At 62.7% G+C, this 16268-nt stretch carries 11 protein-coding genes and 1 pseudogene; 4 read left to right on the forward strand and 8 right to left on the reverse strand.

Features of this window, described 5'->3' with window-relative positions; genetic code table 11:
• Positions 1 to 39: 39 nt before the first annotated feature.
• The 4 genes and pseudogenes from NR187_RS11315 to NR187_RS11330 all read right to left on the reverse strand — a co-directional run bounded on the left by NR187_RS11315 (position 40) and on the right by NR187_RS11330 (position 4145).
• Complete coding sequence (locus NR187_RS11315) at positions 40 to 1320, reverse strand: TRAP transporter large permease (RefSeq protein WP_249128988.1); 1281 nt, start codon at positions 1318 to 1320, stop codon at positions 40 to 42.
• A 219-nt stretch (positions 1321 to 1539) separates the two neighbouring features.
• Positions 1540 to 2064 (reverse strand): annotated as a pseudogene (locus NR187_RS11320) (TRAP transporter small permease); the annotation flags it as partial.
• A gap of 107 nt (positions 2065 to 2171) precedes the next feature.
• The gene (locus tag NR187_RS11325; protein ID WP_211382623.1) at positions 2172 to 3173 is read right to left on the reverse strand and encodes a DctP family TRAP transporter solute-binding subunit; all 1002 of its coding nucleotides are present in this window, start codon (positions 3171 to 3173) and stop codon (positions 2172 to 2174) included.
• Between the two features lie 201 nt (positions 3174 to 3374).
• Positions 3375 to 4145: a methyltransferase domain-containing protein gene (locus tag NR187_RS11330; protein WP_256806498.1), complete on the reverse strand. Its 771-nt coding sequence runs from the start codon at positions 4143 to 4145 to the stop codon at positions 3375 to 3377.
• Positions 4146 to 4303: 158 nt separating this feature from the next.
• Here NR187_RS11330 and NR187_RS11335 point away from each other — a divergent pair, with 158 nt between their 5' ends.
• The gene (locus NR187_RS11335; protein WP_211382621.1) at positions 4304 to 5047 is read left to right on the forward strand and encodes an SDR family NAD(P)-dependent oxidoreductase; all 744 of its coding nucleotides are present in this window, start codon (positions 4304 to 4306) and stop codon (positions 5045 to 5047) included.
• Between the two features lie 295 nt (positions 5048 to 5342).
• Here the strand turns inward: NR187_RS11335 and NR187_RS11340 are convergent, their stop codons facing one another.
• Positions 5343 to 5825: a DUF6647 family protein gene (locus NR187_RS11340; protein WP_211382620.1), complete on the reverse strand. Its 483-nt coding sequence runs from the start codon at positions 5823 to 5825 to the stop codon at positions 5343 to 5345.
• A 130-nt stretch (positions 5826 to 5955) separates the two neighbouring features.
• Here NR187_RS11340 and NR187_RS11345 point away from each other — a divergent pair, with 130 nt between their 5' ends.
• Positions 5956 to 9492 (forward strand): AAA family ATPase, encoded by a 3537-nt coding sequence (locus NR187_RS11345; protein WP_256806504.1) that lies wholly within the window; start codon positions 5956 to 5958, stop codon positions 9490 to 9492.
• A 666-nt stretch (positions 9493 to 10158) separates the two neighbouring features.
• Here NR187_RS11345 and plsY read toward each other — a convergent pair.
• Complete coding sequence (gene plsY, locus NR187_RS11350) at positions 10159 to 10839, reverse strand: glycerol-3-phosphate 1-O-acyltransferase PlsY (protein ID WP_256806583.1); 681 nt, start codon at positions 10837 to 10839, stop codon at positions 10159 to 10161.
• 363 nt (positions 10840 to 11202) lie between these two features.
• Entirely contained in the window at positions 11203 to 12264 is a 1062-nt protein-coding gene (locus tag NR187_RS11355) for an isocitrate/isopropylmalate dehydrogenase family protein (protein ID WP_256806506.1), read from the reverse strand.
• Positions 12265 to 12448: 184 nt separating this feature from the next.
• Here NR187_RS11355 and NR187_RS11360 point away from each other — a divergent pair, with 184 nt between their 5' ends.
• On the forward strand, positions 12449 to 13837 hold the full coding sequence (locus tag NR187_RS11360) for an MFS transporter (protein WP_211382617.1): 1389 nt from the start codon (positions 12449 to 12451) through the stop codon (positions 13835 to 13837).
• Between the two features lie 5 nt (positions 13838 to 13842).
• Here NR187_RS11360 and NR187_RS11365 read toward each other — a convergent pair whose 3' ends face one another.
• Positions 13843 to 15462 (reverse strand): B12-binding domain-containing radical SAM protein, encoded by a 1620-nt coding sequence (locus NR187_RS11365; RefSeq protein WP_211382616.1) that lies wholly within the window; start codon positions 15460 to 15462, stop codon positions 13843 to 13845.
• Between the two features lie 354 nt (positions 15463 to 15816).
• On the opposite strand from NR187_RS11365, the gene NR187_RS11370 reads away from it, so the two are divergent.
• A complete protein-coding gene (locus NR187_RS11370) occupies positions 15817 to 16266 on the forward strand; it encodes a (2Fe-2S)-binding protein (RefSeq protein ID WP_256806508.1) in 450 nt (149 codons plus the stop codon).
• Positions 16267 to 16268 lie beyond the last annotated feature (2 nt).

Here is a 16268-nt window from a genome sequence, read left to right on the forward strand (position 1 = left end):
CGGCGTCCCCGCTGGCGCCGCCAATCGCGGCTGGTTCCGCTACATCCCCAACAAACGAGGCAGCCACAACGACAGACCTGGCCAATAGGTGACGACCACGAGGAACGCCAGCATGGTCAGGAGCCATGGCCAGACCGCCACCGTGAGCTCGGTGATGCCCATCTTGGCGATGCCGGACGCGACATAGAGATTCAGGCCGACCGGCGGATGGCACAGCCCGACCTCCATGTTGACCGTCATCAGGATGCCGAAATGGATCGGATCGATGCCGAGCTTGATCGCGACCGGAAACAGGATCGGCGCCATGATCAAGATGATCGAGGACGGCTCCATCACGTTGCCCGCGATCAGCAGCAGGAGGTTGACGACGAGGAGGAAGCCGATCCAGCCGAGGCCCTGGTCGATCATCCATTGCGCGAGCGCCTGCGGTACATTCTCGTAGGTCATCAGGAACGAGAACAGGACGGCGTTGGTGATGATGTAGAGCAGCATCGCCGACAGATTCGCCGATGACAGCAGCACCCGCGGCACGTCTCGCAGCTTCAAATCCTTGTAGATGAACACCGCGACGATGAAGGCGTACACCGCGCTGACGGCGGCAGCTTCGGTCGGCGTGAACAGCCCGCTGTAGATGCCGCCGATCACGATCACGATCAGCAGGATTCCCCAGATCGAATTCCTGAACGCGTCGAGGCGCTGCATGAACGTCGCCTTCGGCATCCGCGGATAGTCATTCTGCCAGGCGCGATAGAACGTCGTGGCGCCGAGCAGCATGGCGAGCACCAACCCCGGTACGATGCCGGCGATGAAGAGCTTGCCCACCGAAGTGTTGGTGGAGACCGCATAGAGAACCATCGGAATCGACGGCGGGATGAGAATCCCGAGCGAGCCGGAAGTCGTGATCACGCCGGCGCCGAACCGTTTCGGGAATCCCTGGGCGACCATGGCGGGCAGGATCACCGATCCGATCGCCACCACGGTGGCCGGCGACGAGCCGGAAATTGCGGCGAACAGCGCGCAGGCGACCACGCCCGAGAGGGCAAGACCACCATACCAATGACCGACCAGCGCGGTCGCGAACGCGATCATCCGTCGCGCCACGCCGCCATGGGTGAGGAAGTTGCCGGCAAGGATGAAGAACGGGATCGCCATGATCTCGAAGCTCTCGATACCGGTGAACAGCTTCAGCGCCACCGATTCCGTTCGCACGTCGGTCAGCGTGAACATGAAGCTGAGCACGGTCAGTCCGAGCGCGATCGAGATCGGCATGCCCGTGAGCATCAATGACAGCAGGAGACCGAAAACGATGGCGACCCGCAGGCCTTGCGGCAACGTGATCAAATGGGCCGCATGGGCGAAGCACACTGCGACGATCAGGACCGGCAGCAGCATCAGGATCCAGCCGAGCGGACTGCGCTCGTCCCGGACCACCTGACTGCGCGTGACCGGTGCCGGATGAACCGGGTCTGCCTCGACGCCCTCGACGCCGGCCATGTCGTGATGCGGCAGCTCGCCGGTGCGATAGAACGACCAGGCGACTTGCAGGAAGCGGAAGCACATCAGGCCGGAGCCGAGCGGAATCGTGAGATACACCAGCCACATCGGCGCTTCGAGATCGTTCGACTGCTGGCCGGTCTGCCACATCTGGCCGACGAACGCGGCGCCGAAATAGCACACGATGGAAGTGAAAAGGGCGCCGCACAACAGACCGAAGGTGATCACGCGGCGGCGCGACCCGCCGGGAAGGACATTGACCAGCACGTCGACGCCGACATGGATTCCGGTTCGCACGCCATAGGCCGCGCCGAACTTGGCCATCCAGATGAACATGTAGATGCAGAGCTCTTGCGCCCAGGACAGGTCGAGCGCGGCGAGCCAGACGAACGCCGCTCGCATGGGCACGGCGAGGAAAGTCAAGTTGCGGGCCTCCGCCCATTTAGCAATGTCGATCGACAGCCCCGCCCCGTAGCGGTGCAGCACGGCGACGAAGATGAGCAACGTCGCGGCCGCAATCAGCGTCGCGATCAGCCATTCCTCGAGATGATTGAGAAAACGATTCAGCACGCGCAGCAACTTGGTCCCCCCAGGATAGGCTGGTCGTTCAAGAGCGAAACGGCCGGGAGTGCGATCACCCCCGACCGTTCATGGTTGTTCTTGAAGGAGCGCCGCCGTCAGTTCATCTTGACGTCGAGTTCCTTGGCGACGAGATCGAGCACTTCCTGCCCGACCCGGCCCTTTGCCCATTTATAAGTCGGCTGCATCGCTTCCTGCCACGCCTTGCGGTCGGCATCGGAGAGATAATGCAGCGTGGTCTTGCCCGTCTTCTTGATCTCGGCCAGCGCGTCTTCGTTCTCCTTGCGCGCGATCGAGTTGGTGTAGTCGGTCGCATCCGCCATCGCCTTGTCGAGCTGGGTACGGATATCAGGCGGCAGGCCATTCCAGAATTTCGAATTGACGATGACCGCGTATTGCAGATGCGCGTGATAGGACACGGTGATGTCCTTCTGCACCTCGTAGAACTTCTGCGTCAGATAGTTGGACGCGGTGTTCTCGCAGCCGTCGACCACGCCGGTCTGCAGCGCCTGGTAGACTTCGGAGAACGCCATGATCTGCGGGATCGAGCCCATCAGGCGGAAATACTGGTCGGCAATCTTCGATCCGGAGATACGGAACTTGAGTCCCTGGAAATCCGTCGGCTTCATCAGCGGGCGATTCGAAGAGACCATGTGGAAGCCGTTGTCCCAATAGGCGAGCCCCGAGATGCCCTTGGCCTCGAGCTTCTGGAACAGCCACTTGCCGACCGTGCCCTTCATCGCGTGGGCATAGGTCTCGTCGTCCTTGAACAGCCAGGGCAGATCGAGCGCCTCGAATTCCTTGACGCCGAGCGGCGCGAATTTCGCGGTCGAGGGCGCGAGCATCTGCACCGAGCCGAGCTGGAGCGCCTCGATCTCCTCCTTGTCCTTGTAGAGCGTGGAGTTCGGATAGACCTCGACCTTGACCTTGCCGTCGGTGTATTTCTCGGCGAGTTCCTTGAACTTGAGCGCGCCCTTGCCCTTCGGCGTGTCGTTGGCGACGACGTGACTGAACTTGATGACGATCGGGCTCTGGGCCTGGACGACGGCAGGAGCCACGAGAATAGCAGCGGCAGCGACCGCAAGAAGCAGCTTGCGCATGAAGTAACCTCCCAACAACTTCTAAAACCGGGTTCTTTTCTTGTTTTGCGGTTTCAGTAGTGGCAGCAATCCGACAGCCAAACAACTAGACCTAAGCCCAATTTGCCGCTGCCAAGCTATCTTGACGGCCGTTGCAGACGCAACCCGGCGCTTGCTCCCCTCCTGTGGAGCGATCGCTTATGTCGCACTGCAGCAGTGCAATCAGCCTTTTCGCTGGGCGACCATGAACAGGCGCCGGAACGGGAACAGCGTCTGCCCCGCGGCATTCTTCGGATAGGCCTTCGCGACCCGCATCCCGTAGGCGGCCTCGAACGCGGCTTTCTCGTCGCCCTGCAAGACATCGAGGTAGCGCGTCAGCCAGGTCCCCTTGGTCCATTCCTTCACGGGGTTATCGCCTTCGAGCACCTGCAGATATTCGGTCTCCCAGATATCGATGTTTTGGGACAGGGGCAGAAGAAGATCATGATAGAAGGCCGGCCCCTCGACCGGCGGCGGGGTCACGAGATGCTCGACCTTGGAGCGCCAGGGACCGTCCAGGGCGGTCTCGCCGATAAGCACATGCGAGGGAGCCAGAAAGTTGCGCGGCATCTGCACCGCGAGCATGCCGCCGGGCACGACCTTCTCCATCACCGAGGGGAAGAGTGCCGCATGATTAGGCAGCCAGTGCAGTGCGGCATTGGAATAGATCAGGTCATATGACTTGGCCGGACGCCACTGGCCGAGATCCTCATGGGACCATTGCACCTCCGGCGCCGCCTTGCGGCCGGCGGCTACCATCTCGGCCGAGCCCTCGACGCCGGTCACGGTCGCATCCGGCCAGCGCTCCTTGATCAGTTTCGTCACGTTGCCGGCGCCGGCGCCGAGATCGGCGATCGTGCTCGGACCAAATTCCGGAATCCGCATCAAGAGGTCGACCGCGGGCCGGAGCCGGTGGCCGGAGAATTTCAGATATTGCTGCGGGTCCCAGACCATCGTTCAGCGCCTTTTCTTTTTTCGTGTTTCCTTCAACGCGGCTCTTGGTTACCACTGCTCGTCCCGGTCGGGCAAATCACCCTGACGGGGACAGGGCAGGAAACGAACAGCAAAACCAACGGCAACAGGCAAAAAAGCAAACAAGAAAGCGTGCGACCATGGACCTCGGGCTCAAATCGAAAACCGCTGTCGTCACCGGCGCGAGCATCGGCATCGGCCGCGCCATCGCCAAGGGCCTGGCTGCCGAAGGCGTGCGCGTCGTCGGCGTGGCCCGGCGCGCCGAGCTGCTCGCCCAGCTGGTGCAGGAGGTCGGCGGGGGGCTGATCACGCCGCTCGAGCAGGACGTGATGGCCAAGGACGCGGCGGAGAAGATCGCGGCGTTCGCGCTGAAGGAGCTCGGCCATGTCGACATCCTCGTCAACAATGCCGGCGGCAGCCGCCCCCTGCCCGTCGATGCGCCCGACAGCAAATGGGACGAGGCGATCGCGCTGAACTTCACCAGCTACCGCCGCATCACGCATGCGCTGCTGCCGCAGATGATCGAACGCAAATGGGGCCGCATCGTCAACATCACCGGCAAGTCCGAGCCGGAGGGTCTGAACGCCGCGTTCGCCGCCAAGGCCGCCGTGCACGCCTGGGCCAAGGGCCTGTCGCGCGAGATCGGCGAGCACGGCATCACCATCAACTGCATCCCGCCCGGGCGCATCATGAGCGAGCAAATCCGCCGCAACTACCCGCCGGATTATCGCGAGCGCTTCGCGGAGGAAGAAATCCCGGTCGGCTATTGGGGCGAGCCGGAGGACCTCGCGGCACTCGCGGTGTTCCTGGCATCACCCGTGGCCCGCTACATCACGGGAACGGTGATCCCGGTGGATGGCGGCTTGCGGCGGTATCAGTTCTGAGGGCGGGCTGCGGATTCGGTCGGTTGGTGAAAGCGTGCGACGTCCGCTCTGCTCGCCTGAGCGGACAGAATCGGCTCCGTGGTCCAATGGCGACATCACTGCTTGGCCGGGTCAGATGCGATTTGCGCCTAGGAAAGTCTCTTCTGAGAACGGCAAGAACTCTTCATTGCTTCGCTCGCACCTTTGCTCGAGATGATTGGCGTCTTCTGCTCAATCGCCCGCTTCAGCTCCAGCGCGCAGGGCGGCGGATAGGCCTTAAGTCGCATCGAGGCGGGCGCCGGAGCTGCCCGCGAACTCAGTACAGCCCCATGGCCATGGCGCAAGAGGTCGAAACCAGAAGTGCAAGGCCGTTGATTCCAAACTCGGCCTCGAGATCGCGGCCGAACAGGTGCAGCCACTTATCCTGCGCCTCGTAGGCGAGCTTCTCCCGCTCGGCCGGACATTCGTAAGCTGCGCCGGCCTGGTTCTGAAGATGATGCACCATCTCATGCACGAGAACGGACAATTCGGCAGGCGTCGTGCCGGTCCATTTATCCGAAAGGTAGATTGTCCTGGTCCGGTCATCATAGAAAGCGACCACGTCCCGCCTCTTTTCGAAGGATGATTCCTGCTCGTGGAGTGCAGTGGTCTCGTGCTGGAGCGCCGACAGCAGGCCCTTGGTGCGAAGCCCCGCCATCTCGACTGAGGCTACCCGCTCGATGTGCGGGTGATTGAGACTGGCGGGCAGGGCGTAATTGGCGGAGATCCAGATCGCGATTGCGGTCAAAAACACGTCCATGGCTGCCTCCTGTGCTCTTCGGGCTTCCTATAAGCGCTAGAGCAAGAGGGCGTCTTTGGGATATGCTTGGATTTGCCTTGGGAATTTGCTGGTTTTGTTTTTCGAAACGGCAGGCGCTGGCGGGATTGTAATGATCTACGCATTCAAGGAGTATCTACTCGATACGGACCGCCGGGAATTGTGGCGTGCGACTGCGCTGGTCGCCGCCGAGCCTCAGACCTTTGATCTCCTCCTCTATCTCGTTCGAAATCGCGAGCGCGTGGTCAGCAAGGATGACCTGTTGGCTGCGATTTGGAGCGGCCGTATCGTTTCGGAATCGACCCTCAGCAGCCAGGTTAACGCGGTTCGCCATGCCATAGGTGACGATGGAGAGCGGCAGATCCTGATCCGCACGCTGCCTCGCAAGGGGTTTCGCTTTGTGGGCGAGGTCGAGGAACGATGCGAGCGGGAACCGCTTCCTGGGGGCGAAGCGGCGGCCCCCCCGCAGCCGACGGATCGACCCGACGCGGCGCGCAAGATGGAGCGGCCGGAACGCCGGCAACTCTCGGTGATGATCTGCGACCTCATCGGCGCCCGCACTCATTTATCGGGCCGGGACCCTGAAGACCTCCTGTTTCTCATGTCCGCTTGTCAGGACCGCATCAAGGCAGTGATCGCCGGGCACGACGGCTTCATCGGCAAATCCTTGGGCGACAAGGTTGTCGTTTATTTCGGATACCCGTGCGCGCGCGAAGATGATGCGGAGCGCGCAGTGCGCGCCGGCCTTGCGGTCATCCAGGAAGTCGCAGGGTTGCGGCTCCACGCCAAAATGCCGTTGCAAGCGCGCGTTGCTATTGCGACCGGCCTCGTCATTGTCGGCGATCTGAACGAGATCGGCATTGCTGCCGACCATGCAGCAATAGGTGATGTGCTGCCGTTGGCGGCCGGTCTCTTGGCGGTTACCGAGCCGGGTGCGCTGGTGATTTCCGCAACTACACATCGCCTCGTTGGCGCGCTGTTCACCTATCGCGATCTCGGATCGCTTGGGTTGAAATCGAGCGTCGATCCGGTCAGGGCCTGGCAACTGCTTTCGGAAAGCACGGCAACCAGCCGCTTCGAAGCGCTGCATGCTGAGCCCGTGAGGCTGATCGGCCGCGAGGAAGAGCTCGCGCTGTTGCAACGACGCTGGAGCCAGATCAAGACTGGCGAGGGCCGGCTGGTCCTGGTCTATGGCGAGCCCGGGATCGGCAAGTCGCGCTTGGTTTTCGCCCTGCGGGAGGAGATCAAGGCGGATCCGCACCATTGCCTGCGCCTGCAGTGCTCGCCCCATCGCGTCCAGACTGCGTTTTATCCGGTCATTAATCAGCTCGAACATGCGGCCGGTCTTTCGGCCGGTGACAGCGATGCTACCAAGCTCGATAAACTCAAAGCGTTGCTGGCGCCGTCGTCGCAAAATTTGGCGAGGGACACAGCGCTTTTCGGTGAGCTGCTCTCGATTCCGTGCCAGACTGGTTCGTCCGTGCTGTCGATCAGTCCGCAGCGACGCAAGGAATTGCTATTGGAGCAGTTGGTCGGCCAGATCGCTGGTCTTGCCGCCGAGAAGCCGGTGCTGATCGTGCTCGAAGACGCGCATTGGGTTGACCCGACCACGCAGGAACTGTTCGATATCCTGACCGAACGCATCCGCACGCTTCCAGTTCTGCTCATTATCACCTACCGGCCAGAATTCGTCCCGCCGTGGCTTGGCCAGTCCCACGTGACGGTCATGACGCTGAACAGGCTTGGCCGGCACGACAACATCGAAGTGATCCGACAGGTCGCGAACGGCAAGGATTTCCCGCCCATCCTGCTCGAACAGATCGTGGCGCGAACCGATGGCGTGCCGCTATTCATCGAGGAGATGACGAAGTCGGTTCTGGAAATCGACATCATGCGCGAGGAAAACGGCAGCTACGTGCTTACGCAGTCGTTGCCGTCTCTCGCCGTGCCAACGACGCTACAGGCTTCATTGGTCGCCCGGCTGGACCGGCTCGCCTCGCTGCGCGCGGTGGTGCAGGCCGGAGCGGCGTTCGGACGTGAATTCGCTTACCCGCAGATACGGGCGGTCTGCAATCTCGGCGATGCCGAGCTCGCGCCGCTGCTCAGGCAGCTGGTCGCTTCCGGGCTGGTGCACCAGCGCGGCGTCGTTCCGCACGCCGTTTACACGTTCAAGCACGCGCTGGTGCAGGATGCCGCTTACGGCACCATGCTCAAAAGCCAGCGCGCCGCGATTCACACCCGCATCGTCGAGATCTTCGAGCGCCAATTTCCCGAAATGCTGGAACGTAACCCGGACGTGCTTGCCTATCACTGCACCGAGGCGGGAAGCTCCGGCAAGGCCATCGATTACTGGCTCAAGTCCACCCGTAAGTCGCTTGCTCGTTCGGCCGGCATCGAGGCGGAGGCCCAATTGGAAAAGGCCATGACGCTGCTGCCGAACATTACGGATCAGACGGCCCGTCAGCAATTCGAGGCCCGCATCCAGGTCGAGCTTGGCAACACCTTTATCATGACCAGAGGATTTGCCTCGCCCGATGTCGCCACCGCGCTGACAAAGGCGCGGGCCCTGCTCGATGAAGCCGCCTATCCTATCGAAGCGCTTCGGGCGCTCGGTGCCCTGTGCAACTATCACTTGATCCGGTCGGAATCGCCAAAGCTCCTGCAGCTTGCAGAGCCATTCCTTCGTCGCCGCGTTGACCCGCCCGGCGTGATGGTTAGTCATTACGAGGCCGGCACCGCCTATCTGCACATCGGCAGGTTCGAGGACGCGAGACTTCACCTCGAAAAGGGGCTCTCGCTTTACGAAGAAGAAACACCGGTCGCATTTATGGCCGGCAATAATATCCGAACGTTTTCGCTGGTCTGGCTCAGCCTTACTTACCTTTATCTCGGCAAGCTGAAACTGGCGACGGAAACGAGAGAGGCCGCCGTGAGCGACGCGCGAAGCCGCCTCCATCCCTTTACCCTGGTATCGGCGCTGCTGGCCTCGGCACGCTTCTTCCTCCACACACGCGACCTGCAGGCCGCGATCGCCGCGACCGAAGAGGGATTTGCCATCGCCACCGAGCAGCGCAGCCCCTACCACATTTCCCGCGCCAATATCCTGAAGGCTGTCAATCTCGTCGCGGGCGGTCGGGCCACGGAGGGAATTTCACTGATGGACGCTGCGCTCATGGAACATCGCGACACCGGGGCGAATTTTCAGAGTTCGTTTAACCTGTCCTGTCTCGCGGAGGCCTATGCCCGCGCCGGCAATCATGCACGCGCACTCGATTTCGCCGAGCAGGCGATCGGCGAGGTCGAGCGGTCCGGCGAACACTGGTGGGCTGCCGAGGCCCAACGCCTCAAGGGAACGATCCTGCTCACCGCAAATCCCACCGATCGCCGGCGAGCCGAGGACTGCTTTGTCTCAGCGCTGAAATCCGCGCAGACTCAGAAGGCAACGTTTTGGGAGCTGCGCGCTGCGCATAGCTTGGCCAGCCTGTGGAGCGGGGAAGGCCGCGATACTGAAGCCCGAAAGTTGCTGGCGCCGATCTATCGTAAATTCACCGAAGGCATTGATTTGCCTGATCTCGACGATGCGCGAAGGTTGCTGGACCGTCTCAGGAAGCCGGTCTCCAGTCAGCAGCGGCAAGCGACCTGGCGCTGAGGAAACGGACTAACGGCATCGCCAGCGGAGCAGCCACGAGACATCCCAGACGCGATCGCGAACCTAACGAACATCCGTGCATCGGTGCCACGATAGCATCGTGACGGTGTTTTGCCCGACCTGTCAACGTCGTCGCGACGCGCAGGGTCGCGACGGCGCCGCCTGAAGATACCTTGTCGATCAAGGGGCGTTGGGCTCAGCTCTTTGACGCGCTCTGAGCCCAACCTAGAGACGCAGGTGCTGTACATAGATATCAATTTTCCGCCGGCGGCTTCGATGAGGTTCTTGGCCGCTTCGTACCGGTTGGTTTTTGGATTTTCCATGATGCTGTTGAGAGATTTTGGGGTGTATTGCCCTGTCATACAGAAATGCATAGTGACTTCCTCCTGTCGGGGAATGTTCGGAAAATTGGGGCGCAAGATTTACTTCGGGCTCAACAAAAACAGGCGGCTAAAGCCGCGTTGAGCGAAAGACCATAGACCCCGCAAGATACCGCTGAGAATAGACGGGCGTTCGGCACTACCCGTCGGCGGCTGAGCGATCAGGCTACATCAATTATGCGGCGTACGGAAAACATTCTGAGTCCATCACTCGGACGCCGACGGTCCAGGATGGGGTAACCGCGGTCAGAAGCGGTCCCTATCGAAGCCCCGCTACACGCGTGCGCTAGGCTTGCGCTTCCGCATCCGCGCTGCTCTGACCGAGGCGCGGCTCCGTCCCCGCCAATAGCCGTTGAATGTTGGCGCGGTGGCGAACGATCACGTATATGCCGCCTCCGATCACCAGCAGCCGATAGGGCCACGGTTGCTCAAACCCGCAGACCAGAACGATTGCCGTCAACGCCGCGAGGATCGAGCTCACGGAAACCATCCGGGTGATGCTCAGCGCGACGCCGAAGACTGTTGCAGCCCCCAATCCCACGGGCCATGACATCGCCAGCAACACACCCAGCCCGGTCGCAGCGGATTTGCCGCCCGTAAAGTTCAGCCAGATCGAGCGGCTATGCCCAAACAGCGCTGCAATCCCGGCCAGGCAAACTGCCCATGACACCCATATCTGCAAATCAGACGCTGTCGGCGGGGTCGCAGACAGCTCGGTATAGAGCCAGGGACAGAAGGAGCGGGCAACGATGATGGCCGCCACGCCTTTCAACACATCGGCGACAAGCACCGCCAACGCCGGCCACTTGCCCAGGGTCCGCAATACGTTCGTCGCCCCGGTGGATCTGGAGCCATGCGCTCGAATATCAATGCCCTTGAGGAGTTTTCCCGCGAGATAGCCCGTGGGCGTAGAACCCAAGAGATAGGCGATCACCAATCCAACCGCGCCCGCTATCCAAAAAGCCATGATCGAAAAAGCCAAGGGTTCTAGTTCCGGTTTTACGCAACCAGCGCTTTATCGCCGACCTGTTTTGACCGCGACGAGTCGGAGGCGAAATGCCGGAGCCGGCTGCACAGGTCTGCCCCATCTGGGAGCGGGCACATCGCGCATTCATGCACACGCGGTCTGGTCTTCGCCCGGGCCTCTGTCACGATAGCATTCTGCCAGTGTTTTGCCCGACGGGTCAACTTGATCGCGGCAGCGAATGTCACCGCGGCGCGACTCGAAAAACCCTTAACCTTCAAGGGACCTTCTACTGTGCATGGGGTTGTTTTTCGACGTTTTAGTTTTGGACCCTGAGAAAAAAGCGCAAAGGCCCGCACGAACAACTCACTCCGCCTGCAGGATCTCCGCAATCGCGGCGCCCGCCGCGATGGTGCCGAGCTTGCCGCCGACGTCGCGCGTCGCCCTGCCCTCGCCGATCGCTTTCGCCACCGCCGCCTCGATCGCACGCGCGGCTTCCTCGTAGCGGACGGCGCCGCTCGTCTCGCCGTGCCAGGCGAGCAGCAAGGCCGTCGACAGGATCAACGAGACCGGATTGGCGACGTCCTGCCCCGCGATATCAGGCGCCGAACCGTGCGCCGCCTGCGCCATAGGATAACGGTCGCCGACATTGAGCGAGCCGCCGAGGCCGAGACTTCCCGACAGCTCCGCCGTGAGATCGGACAGGATATCGCCGAACATGTTGGTGGCGACGATGACGTCGAACCGATCCGGGTTGCGCACCACATGCGCCATCATGGCGTCGACGAGGATGTCATCGACCGCGAGGCCGGCATAAGCTTTCGCCGCCTCGCGGCAGATGTCGAGAAACATCCCGTCGCCGATCTTGAGCACGTTGGCCTTGTGCACGATGGTGAGATGCTTGCGCCGCTTCATCGCCAGACGGCAGGCGGCGTGCGCGATGCGTTCGCAGCATAGGCGCGTGATCCGGCGCAGCGAGATCACCACATCAGGCGTGACCAGCATTTCGCCATTGCCCTGCTCCATGTTGCGGTCGGCATAGAAGCCTTCGGTATTCTCGCGCACCACGACGAGATCGAAATCCCCACACCGGCCGGGCCGCCCCGCATAGGTGCGTGCGGGCCTGACATTGGCGTAGAGGTCGAGGCTCTTGCGGAAGTGACGCGACGGATTGATCTCGCCATGCGCCTCGTCCTTGAAGTCGAAGGTCGCGGTCGGGCCGAGGATCAGGCCGTCGGCGGCGCGGACGATGTCGAGCAGTTCGGGGCGCACCGTCGTGCCGAACTGCTGCAGGCTCGCATGCCCGACCGCGTGCTCCTCCAGCCGCAGATTGAGCTGGAAGCGCTCGGAGGCCGCGCGCAGCACGCCCGATGTCGCGGTCGTGATCTCCGGTCCGATGCCGTCACCGGGCAAAACGACGAGTTGCATGGCGGTCCCCTCAAATTGCAGCAGCAGAACGATCATACGCCGGAGCACGGCGGCTTCGCCCAGCCTTCGCGCATACACAGCATGCAAGCATATGCCTGTGGAAGCGGCCTTTGGCGTAGTACATGCCGAAAGTCCCGTTCAGCCACGCCGCCGAAACAACGCGCAAGTCCATGATAACAAGGCAATGACAATCACGTTACCTGCCGCCGCGCGCGAGCCCGACCACACAGTGTCCGACGGCCTGCCCGCTGCGCAGCGGCGCTGGGCCATTGCCGCGATCTTCACCGCGCTGGCGATGGCTTCGCTCGACACCGCGATCGCCAACATCGCTCTGCCCGCCATTGCCGCCGATCTGCATGTCACGCCGGAGCAGTCGGTCTGGGTCGTCAACGTCTACCAGATCGCGCTGGTGGCGACGCTGCTGCCGCTCGGTGCGCTCGGCGAGATTGTCGGGCACCAGCGCATCTATCTCGGCGGCCTGATCCTCTTCACCATCGCCTCGCTGTTCTGCGCGGTGGCGTGGTCGCTGGACAGCCTGCTGGTCGCCCGTACCCTGCAAGGGCTCGGCGCCAGCGGCATCATGAGCGTGAACACCGCGCTGGTGCGTTTCGTCTATCCCGGCCGGATGCTGGGCCGCGGCTTCGGCCACAACGCGCTGGTGGTCGCGACCGCCTTCACCTTCGGTCCCTCGATTGCCTCGGCCATCCTGGCGCTCGGGCCGTGGCCGTGGCTGTTCGCCGTCAACATCCCGTTCGGCCTCGTCGCGATCGGCATCGGCTTTGCGATGCTGCCGAAGACGCCGCGCGCCGATCACGGCTTTGATTTTCTCGGCGCGGTGCTGGCGTCGGCCTGCCTCGGGCTGTTCATCACGGGCATCGGCAGCGCCGCGCACAATCTGTCGCCGGTGGTCGTCGGCGTCGAGCTGGTCACGGCCCTCGCGCTCGGCTTCATCCTGACGCGCCGGCACGCCGACCATCCCGCACCGATGCTGCCGATCGACCTGTTCAGCCGCCCGATGTTCGCGCTGTCAGCGGCGACGGCGGTGTGCTCCTTCGCCGTGCAGGGCCTCGCCTTCGTCTCGCTGCCGTTCTATTTCGAGGACGTGCTGGGACGCTCGCAGGTCGAGACCGGCTTCTTCATGACGCCATGGCCGCTGGTGGTCGGCATCATGGCGCCGATCGCGGGGCGCCTCTCCGATCGCCATGCCGTCGGATTGCTGGGCGGCATCGGCCTTGTGCTGCTCGGCCTCGGCATGGCGCTGCTCGCGATGCTTCCGGCCAATCCCGCCATCCCCGACATCATCTGGCGAATGGTGATCTGCGGCATGGGGTTCGGCTTCTTCCAGGCGCCGAACATGAAGGCGGTGATGTCGAGCGCACCGCCGCACCGCAGCGGCAGCGCCTCCGGCATCGTCGCGACCGCGCGCCTGACCGGACAGACGACGGGAGCCGCGCTCGCCGCGGCCTGTTTTGCTCTCGCCGGACACCAGGGCGCAACGGTGGCACTTGCGCTCGGCGCCGGCTTTGCCGCGCTCGGCAGCGTCATGAGCTTGTTGCGGCTCGCGGTGAAGTAAGACCCTCAGGCCAGATGCCGCGCGGCTGTCGCGTCGACCGTCGCCGCTGCCGCGATGACCGTCTCGTCGTCGAGCGCAGCCAGGCGCACGTCGATGGCATCGATGACCTTGCGCGAGAACGGTCCGAGATGCGCATAGGCCGCGATCATCTGTACCGCGATCCGCGCCGATGACGTGTCGCGCTTGGCGCAGTTCATGAAGGTTTGCCAAAGCGGGCGCCCGTCGGGGATGGAGGTGACCACGCGATGAACGGTCTCCATCGCCCCGACCCTGGCGCGGATGTCGCCTTCGGCAAGCTCGTGGCGCTGCCTGGACCGGTCGAGCAGCGTCATCAACTTGTCGACGCGGCCCGCATAGGCGGCCGGGCTGTAGACACGCTCGAGCACGGTCTTGTAGTCCATCAGGATATCGCGGAGCGGCCGCACCGGATCGAAGTTGATGCCGCCGGTGCACTGGTCGCCGCCCGTCGTCGATGCCAGATCGTGGTCCGCGTGCAATCGGCCTTCCTTTGCAAGGCGCCGCGTGAGCTGCGTGTTCGGCAACGCGTAGAGCAGCCCGATCATGGCAACCGGGATGGCGGCCTCCTCGATGAAATCGACCATGGCCTCCGCCATCGAGACCTTCTCGTTGTCGAAGCCGACGATGAAGCCCGCGGTGACCAGCATGCCGGCGGCGTAGATCTTGTGGATGCTCTCGGCGATGTTGCGCCGCGTGTTCTGTTTCTTGCGCATCGCGACCAGGGTTGCGGGATCCGGACTTTCGATGCCGACGAAGACAGCGAAGAAATTGGCCGCTCCCATCAGGTCGAGCAATTCAGGATCGTCGGCGAGATTGACCGAGGCCTCGGTGGACAATTCGAAGGGATAGCCGTGCGCGCGCTGCCATTCGGCGAGCTGGGGCAGGAACAGCCGGAGCGACTTCTTGTTGCCGATGAAATTGTCGTCGACGAAGTCGAGATGGCCGCGATAGCCCATATTGTAGAGCCTATCGAGCTCGATGAGCATCTGCTCATTCGTCTTGGTGCGCGGCACGCGCCCATAGAGCTCGATGATGTCGCAGAACTCACAGGTGAAAGGGCAGCCGCGCGAATACTGCACACCGAGGTAGAGATAGTCCTCGAATTTGAGCAGGTCGAAGCGCGGCACCGGCGTCGAGGTGACGTCGGCCTGGAATTTCGGCGCGGTGAAGACGCCGGCGCGTGCGCCGCTGTCCCAGGCCGCGATGAATTCGTCGATGACGCTTTCGGCCTCGCCGAGCACCCGGAAGTCGGCTCGCTCGTAGACATGGGGGCTGGAGGTGGGATCAGGGCCGCCGACCACCACCGGCTTGCCCGCCGCGCGGCATACGTCGATCAGGCGCAACGTGTCGGCCTGCTGCGGCAACATTCCGCCGGTGAAGACGACGTCGGCCCAGGCGAGATCGTCGTCGCAGAAAGGCTGCGTGTTGCAGTCGATGAGGCGCACCGTCCAGTTGGCCGGCAGCATCGCGGCAACGGTGATCAGGCCGAGAGGAGCAGCGGGGCGTTTCACGCCCATCAGTTCGCAGGATTCGCCAAAACTCCAGAAGGACTCCGCCGTGAAGAGCGGATAGAGCATCAGCACGTTGCAAGGCTTCGGTACGTTCATGGAACCCCTTCTGGCTTCGCCCCAGTGTAGCAGAGCATCTTGGTCTTGCATCCCGGCAAAAGGGACAAACTGTTGCCGATTGTTCCATGGTGGCTGGCGCGCCAAAGCAGGAGACGTCGTCCGAGGCTGTGCGCAGGCGTACAAGGGACGCGGCGAATGGCCTCGGGTGCGGACCCCGGGGCGGAGGTTTTCGCGCAAAACAGGCGGACGCAACACCGCCCGCCCCTTAATCATCCTGCGAGCGCGAAAATCATCGACGACACCCCGCGGACTCTTGATTTGAACAGTTCCAATTTGCCCGACACATTGCGCCCCTGAGTTCAATCGGTGGATTGGGCCAATCAGGGGACTGCGATGGCAAACCTAACAATCAACGGAAAAACCTTCACACTCGATGTCGAGCCAGATACGCCGCTGCTCTGGGCGATCCGCGAGAATGCCGGCCTGACCGGCACCAAATATGGCTGCGGCATCGCACAATGCGGCGCCTGCACCGTTCACATGGACGGTGTCGCCACGCGTTCCTGCGGGATCTCGGTCGCTGAGGCCGAGGGCAAGAAGATCACCACGATCGAGGGACTGGCGTCCGGCAGCTCGCTGCACAAGGTGCAAGAAGCCTGGATCGCCCAGGACGTTCCGCAATGCGGCTATTGCCAGAGCGGCATGATCATGGCGGTGGCGGCGCTGCTGATCGAAAGACCGAAACCGACCGACGCCGATATCGACGAGGCCATCACCAATATCTGCCGCTGCGGCACCTTCCAACAGGTGCGCGAAGCGATCCACATGATCGCAAGCGCGTAAGT

Origin of the sequence: Bradyrhizobium sp. Bra64, from assembly GCF_024519875.1 — a bacterium.
Taxonomy (GTDB): domain Bacteria; phylum Pseudomonadota; class Alphaproteobacteria; order Rhizobiales; family Xanthobacteraceae; genus Bradyrhizobium; species Bradyrhizobium japonicum_G.

Bases quoted from the DNA above. Each gene is read 5' to 3' on its own strand.
- NR187_RS11325 (WP_211382623.1), bottom strand. From the start codon at position 3,173: ATGCGCAAGCTGCTTCTTGCGGTCGCTGCCGCTGCTATTCTCGTGGCT.
- NR187_RS11335 (WP_211382621.1), top strand. From the start codon at position 4,304: ATGGACCTCGGGCTCAAATCGAAAACCGCTGTCGTCACCGGCGCGAGC.
- NR187_RS11340 (WP_211382620.1), bottom strand. From the start codon at position 5,825: ATGGACGTGTTTTTGACCGCAATCGCGATCTGGATCTCCGCCAATTAC.
- NR187_RS11360 (WP_211382617.1), top strand. From the start codon at position 12,449: ATGACAATCACGTTACCTGCCGCCGCGCGCGAGCCCGACCACACAGTG.
- NR187_RS11365 (WP_211382616.1), bottom strand. From the start codon at position 15,462: ATGAACGTACCGAAGCCTTGCAACGTGCTGATGCTCTATCCGCTCTTC.
- plsY (WP_256806583.1), bottom strand. From the start codon at position 10,839: ATGGCTTTTTGGATAGCGGGCGCGGTTGGATTGGTGATCGCCTATCTC.
- NR187_RS11345 (WP_256806504.1), top strand. From the start codon at position 5,956: ATGATCTACGCATTCAAGGAGTATCTACTCGATACGGACCGCCGGGAA.
- NR187_RS11370 (WP_256806508.1), top strand. From the start codon at position 15,817: ATGGCAAACCTAACAATCAACGGAAAAACCTTCACACTCGATGTCGAG.
- NR187_RS11355 (WP_256806506.1), bottom strand. From the start codon at position 12,264: ATGCAACTCGTCGTTTTGCCCGGTGACGGCATCGGACCGGAGATCACG.
- NR187_RS11330 (WP_256806498.1), bottom strand. From the start codon at position 4,145: ATGGTCTGGGACCCGCAGCAATATCTGAAATTCTCCGGCCACCGGCTC.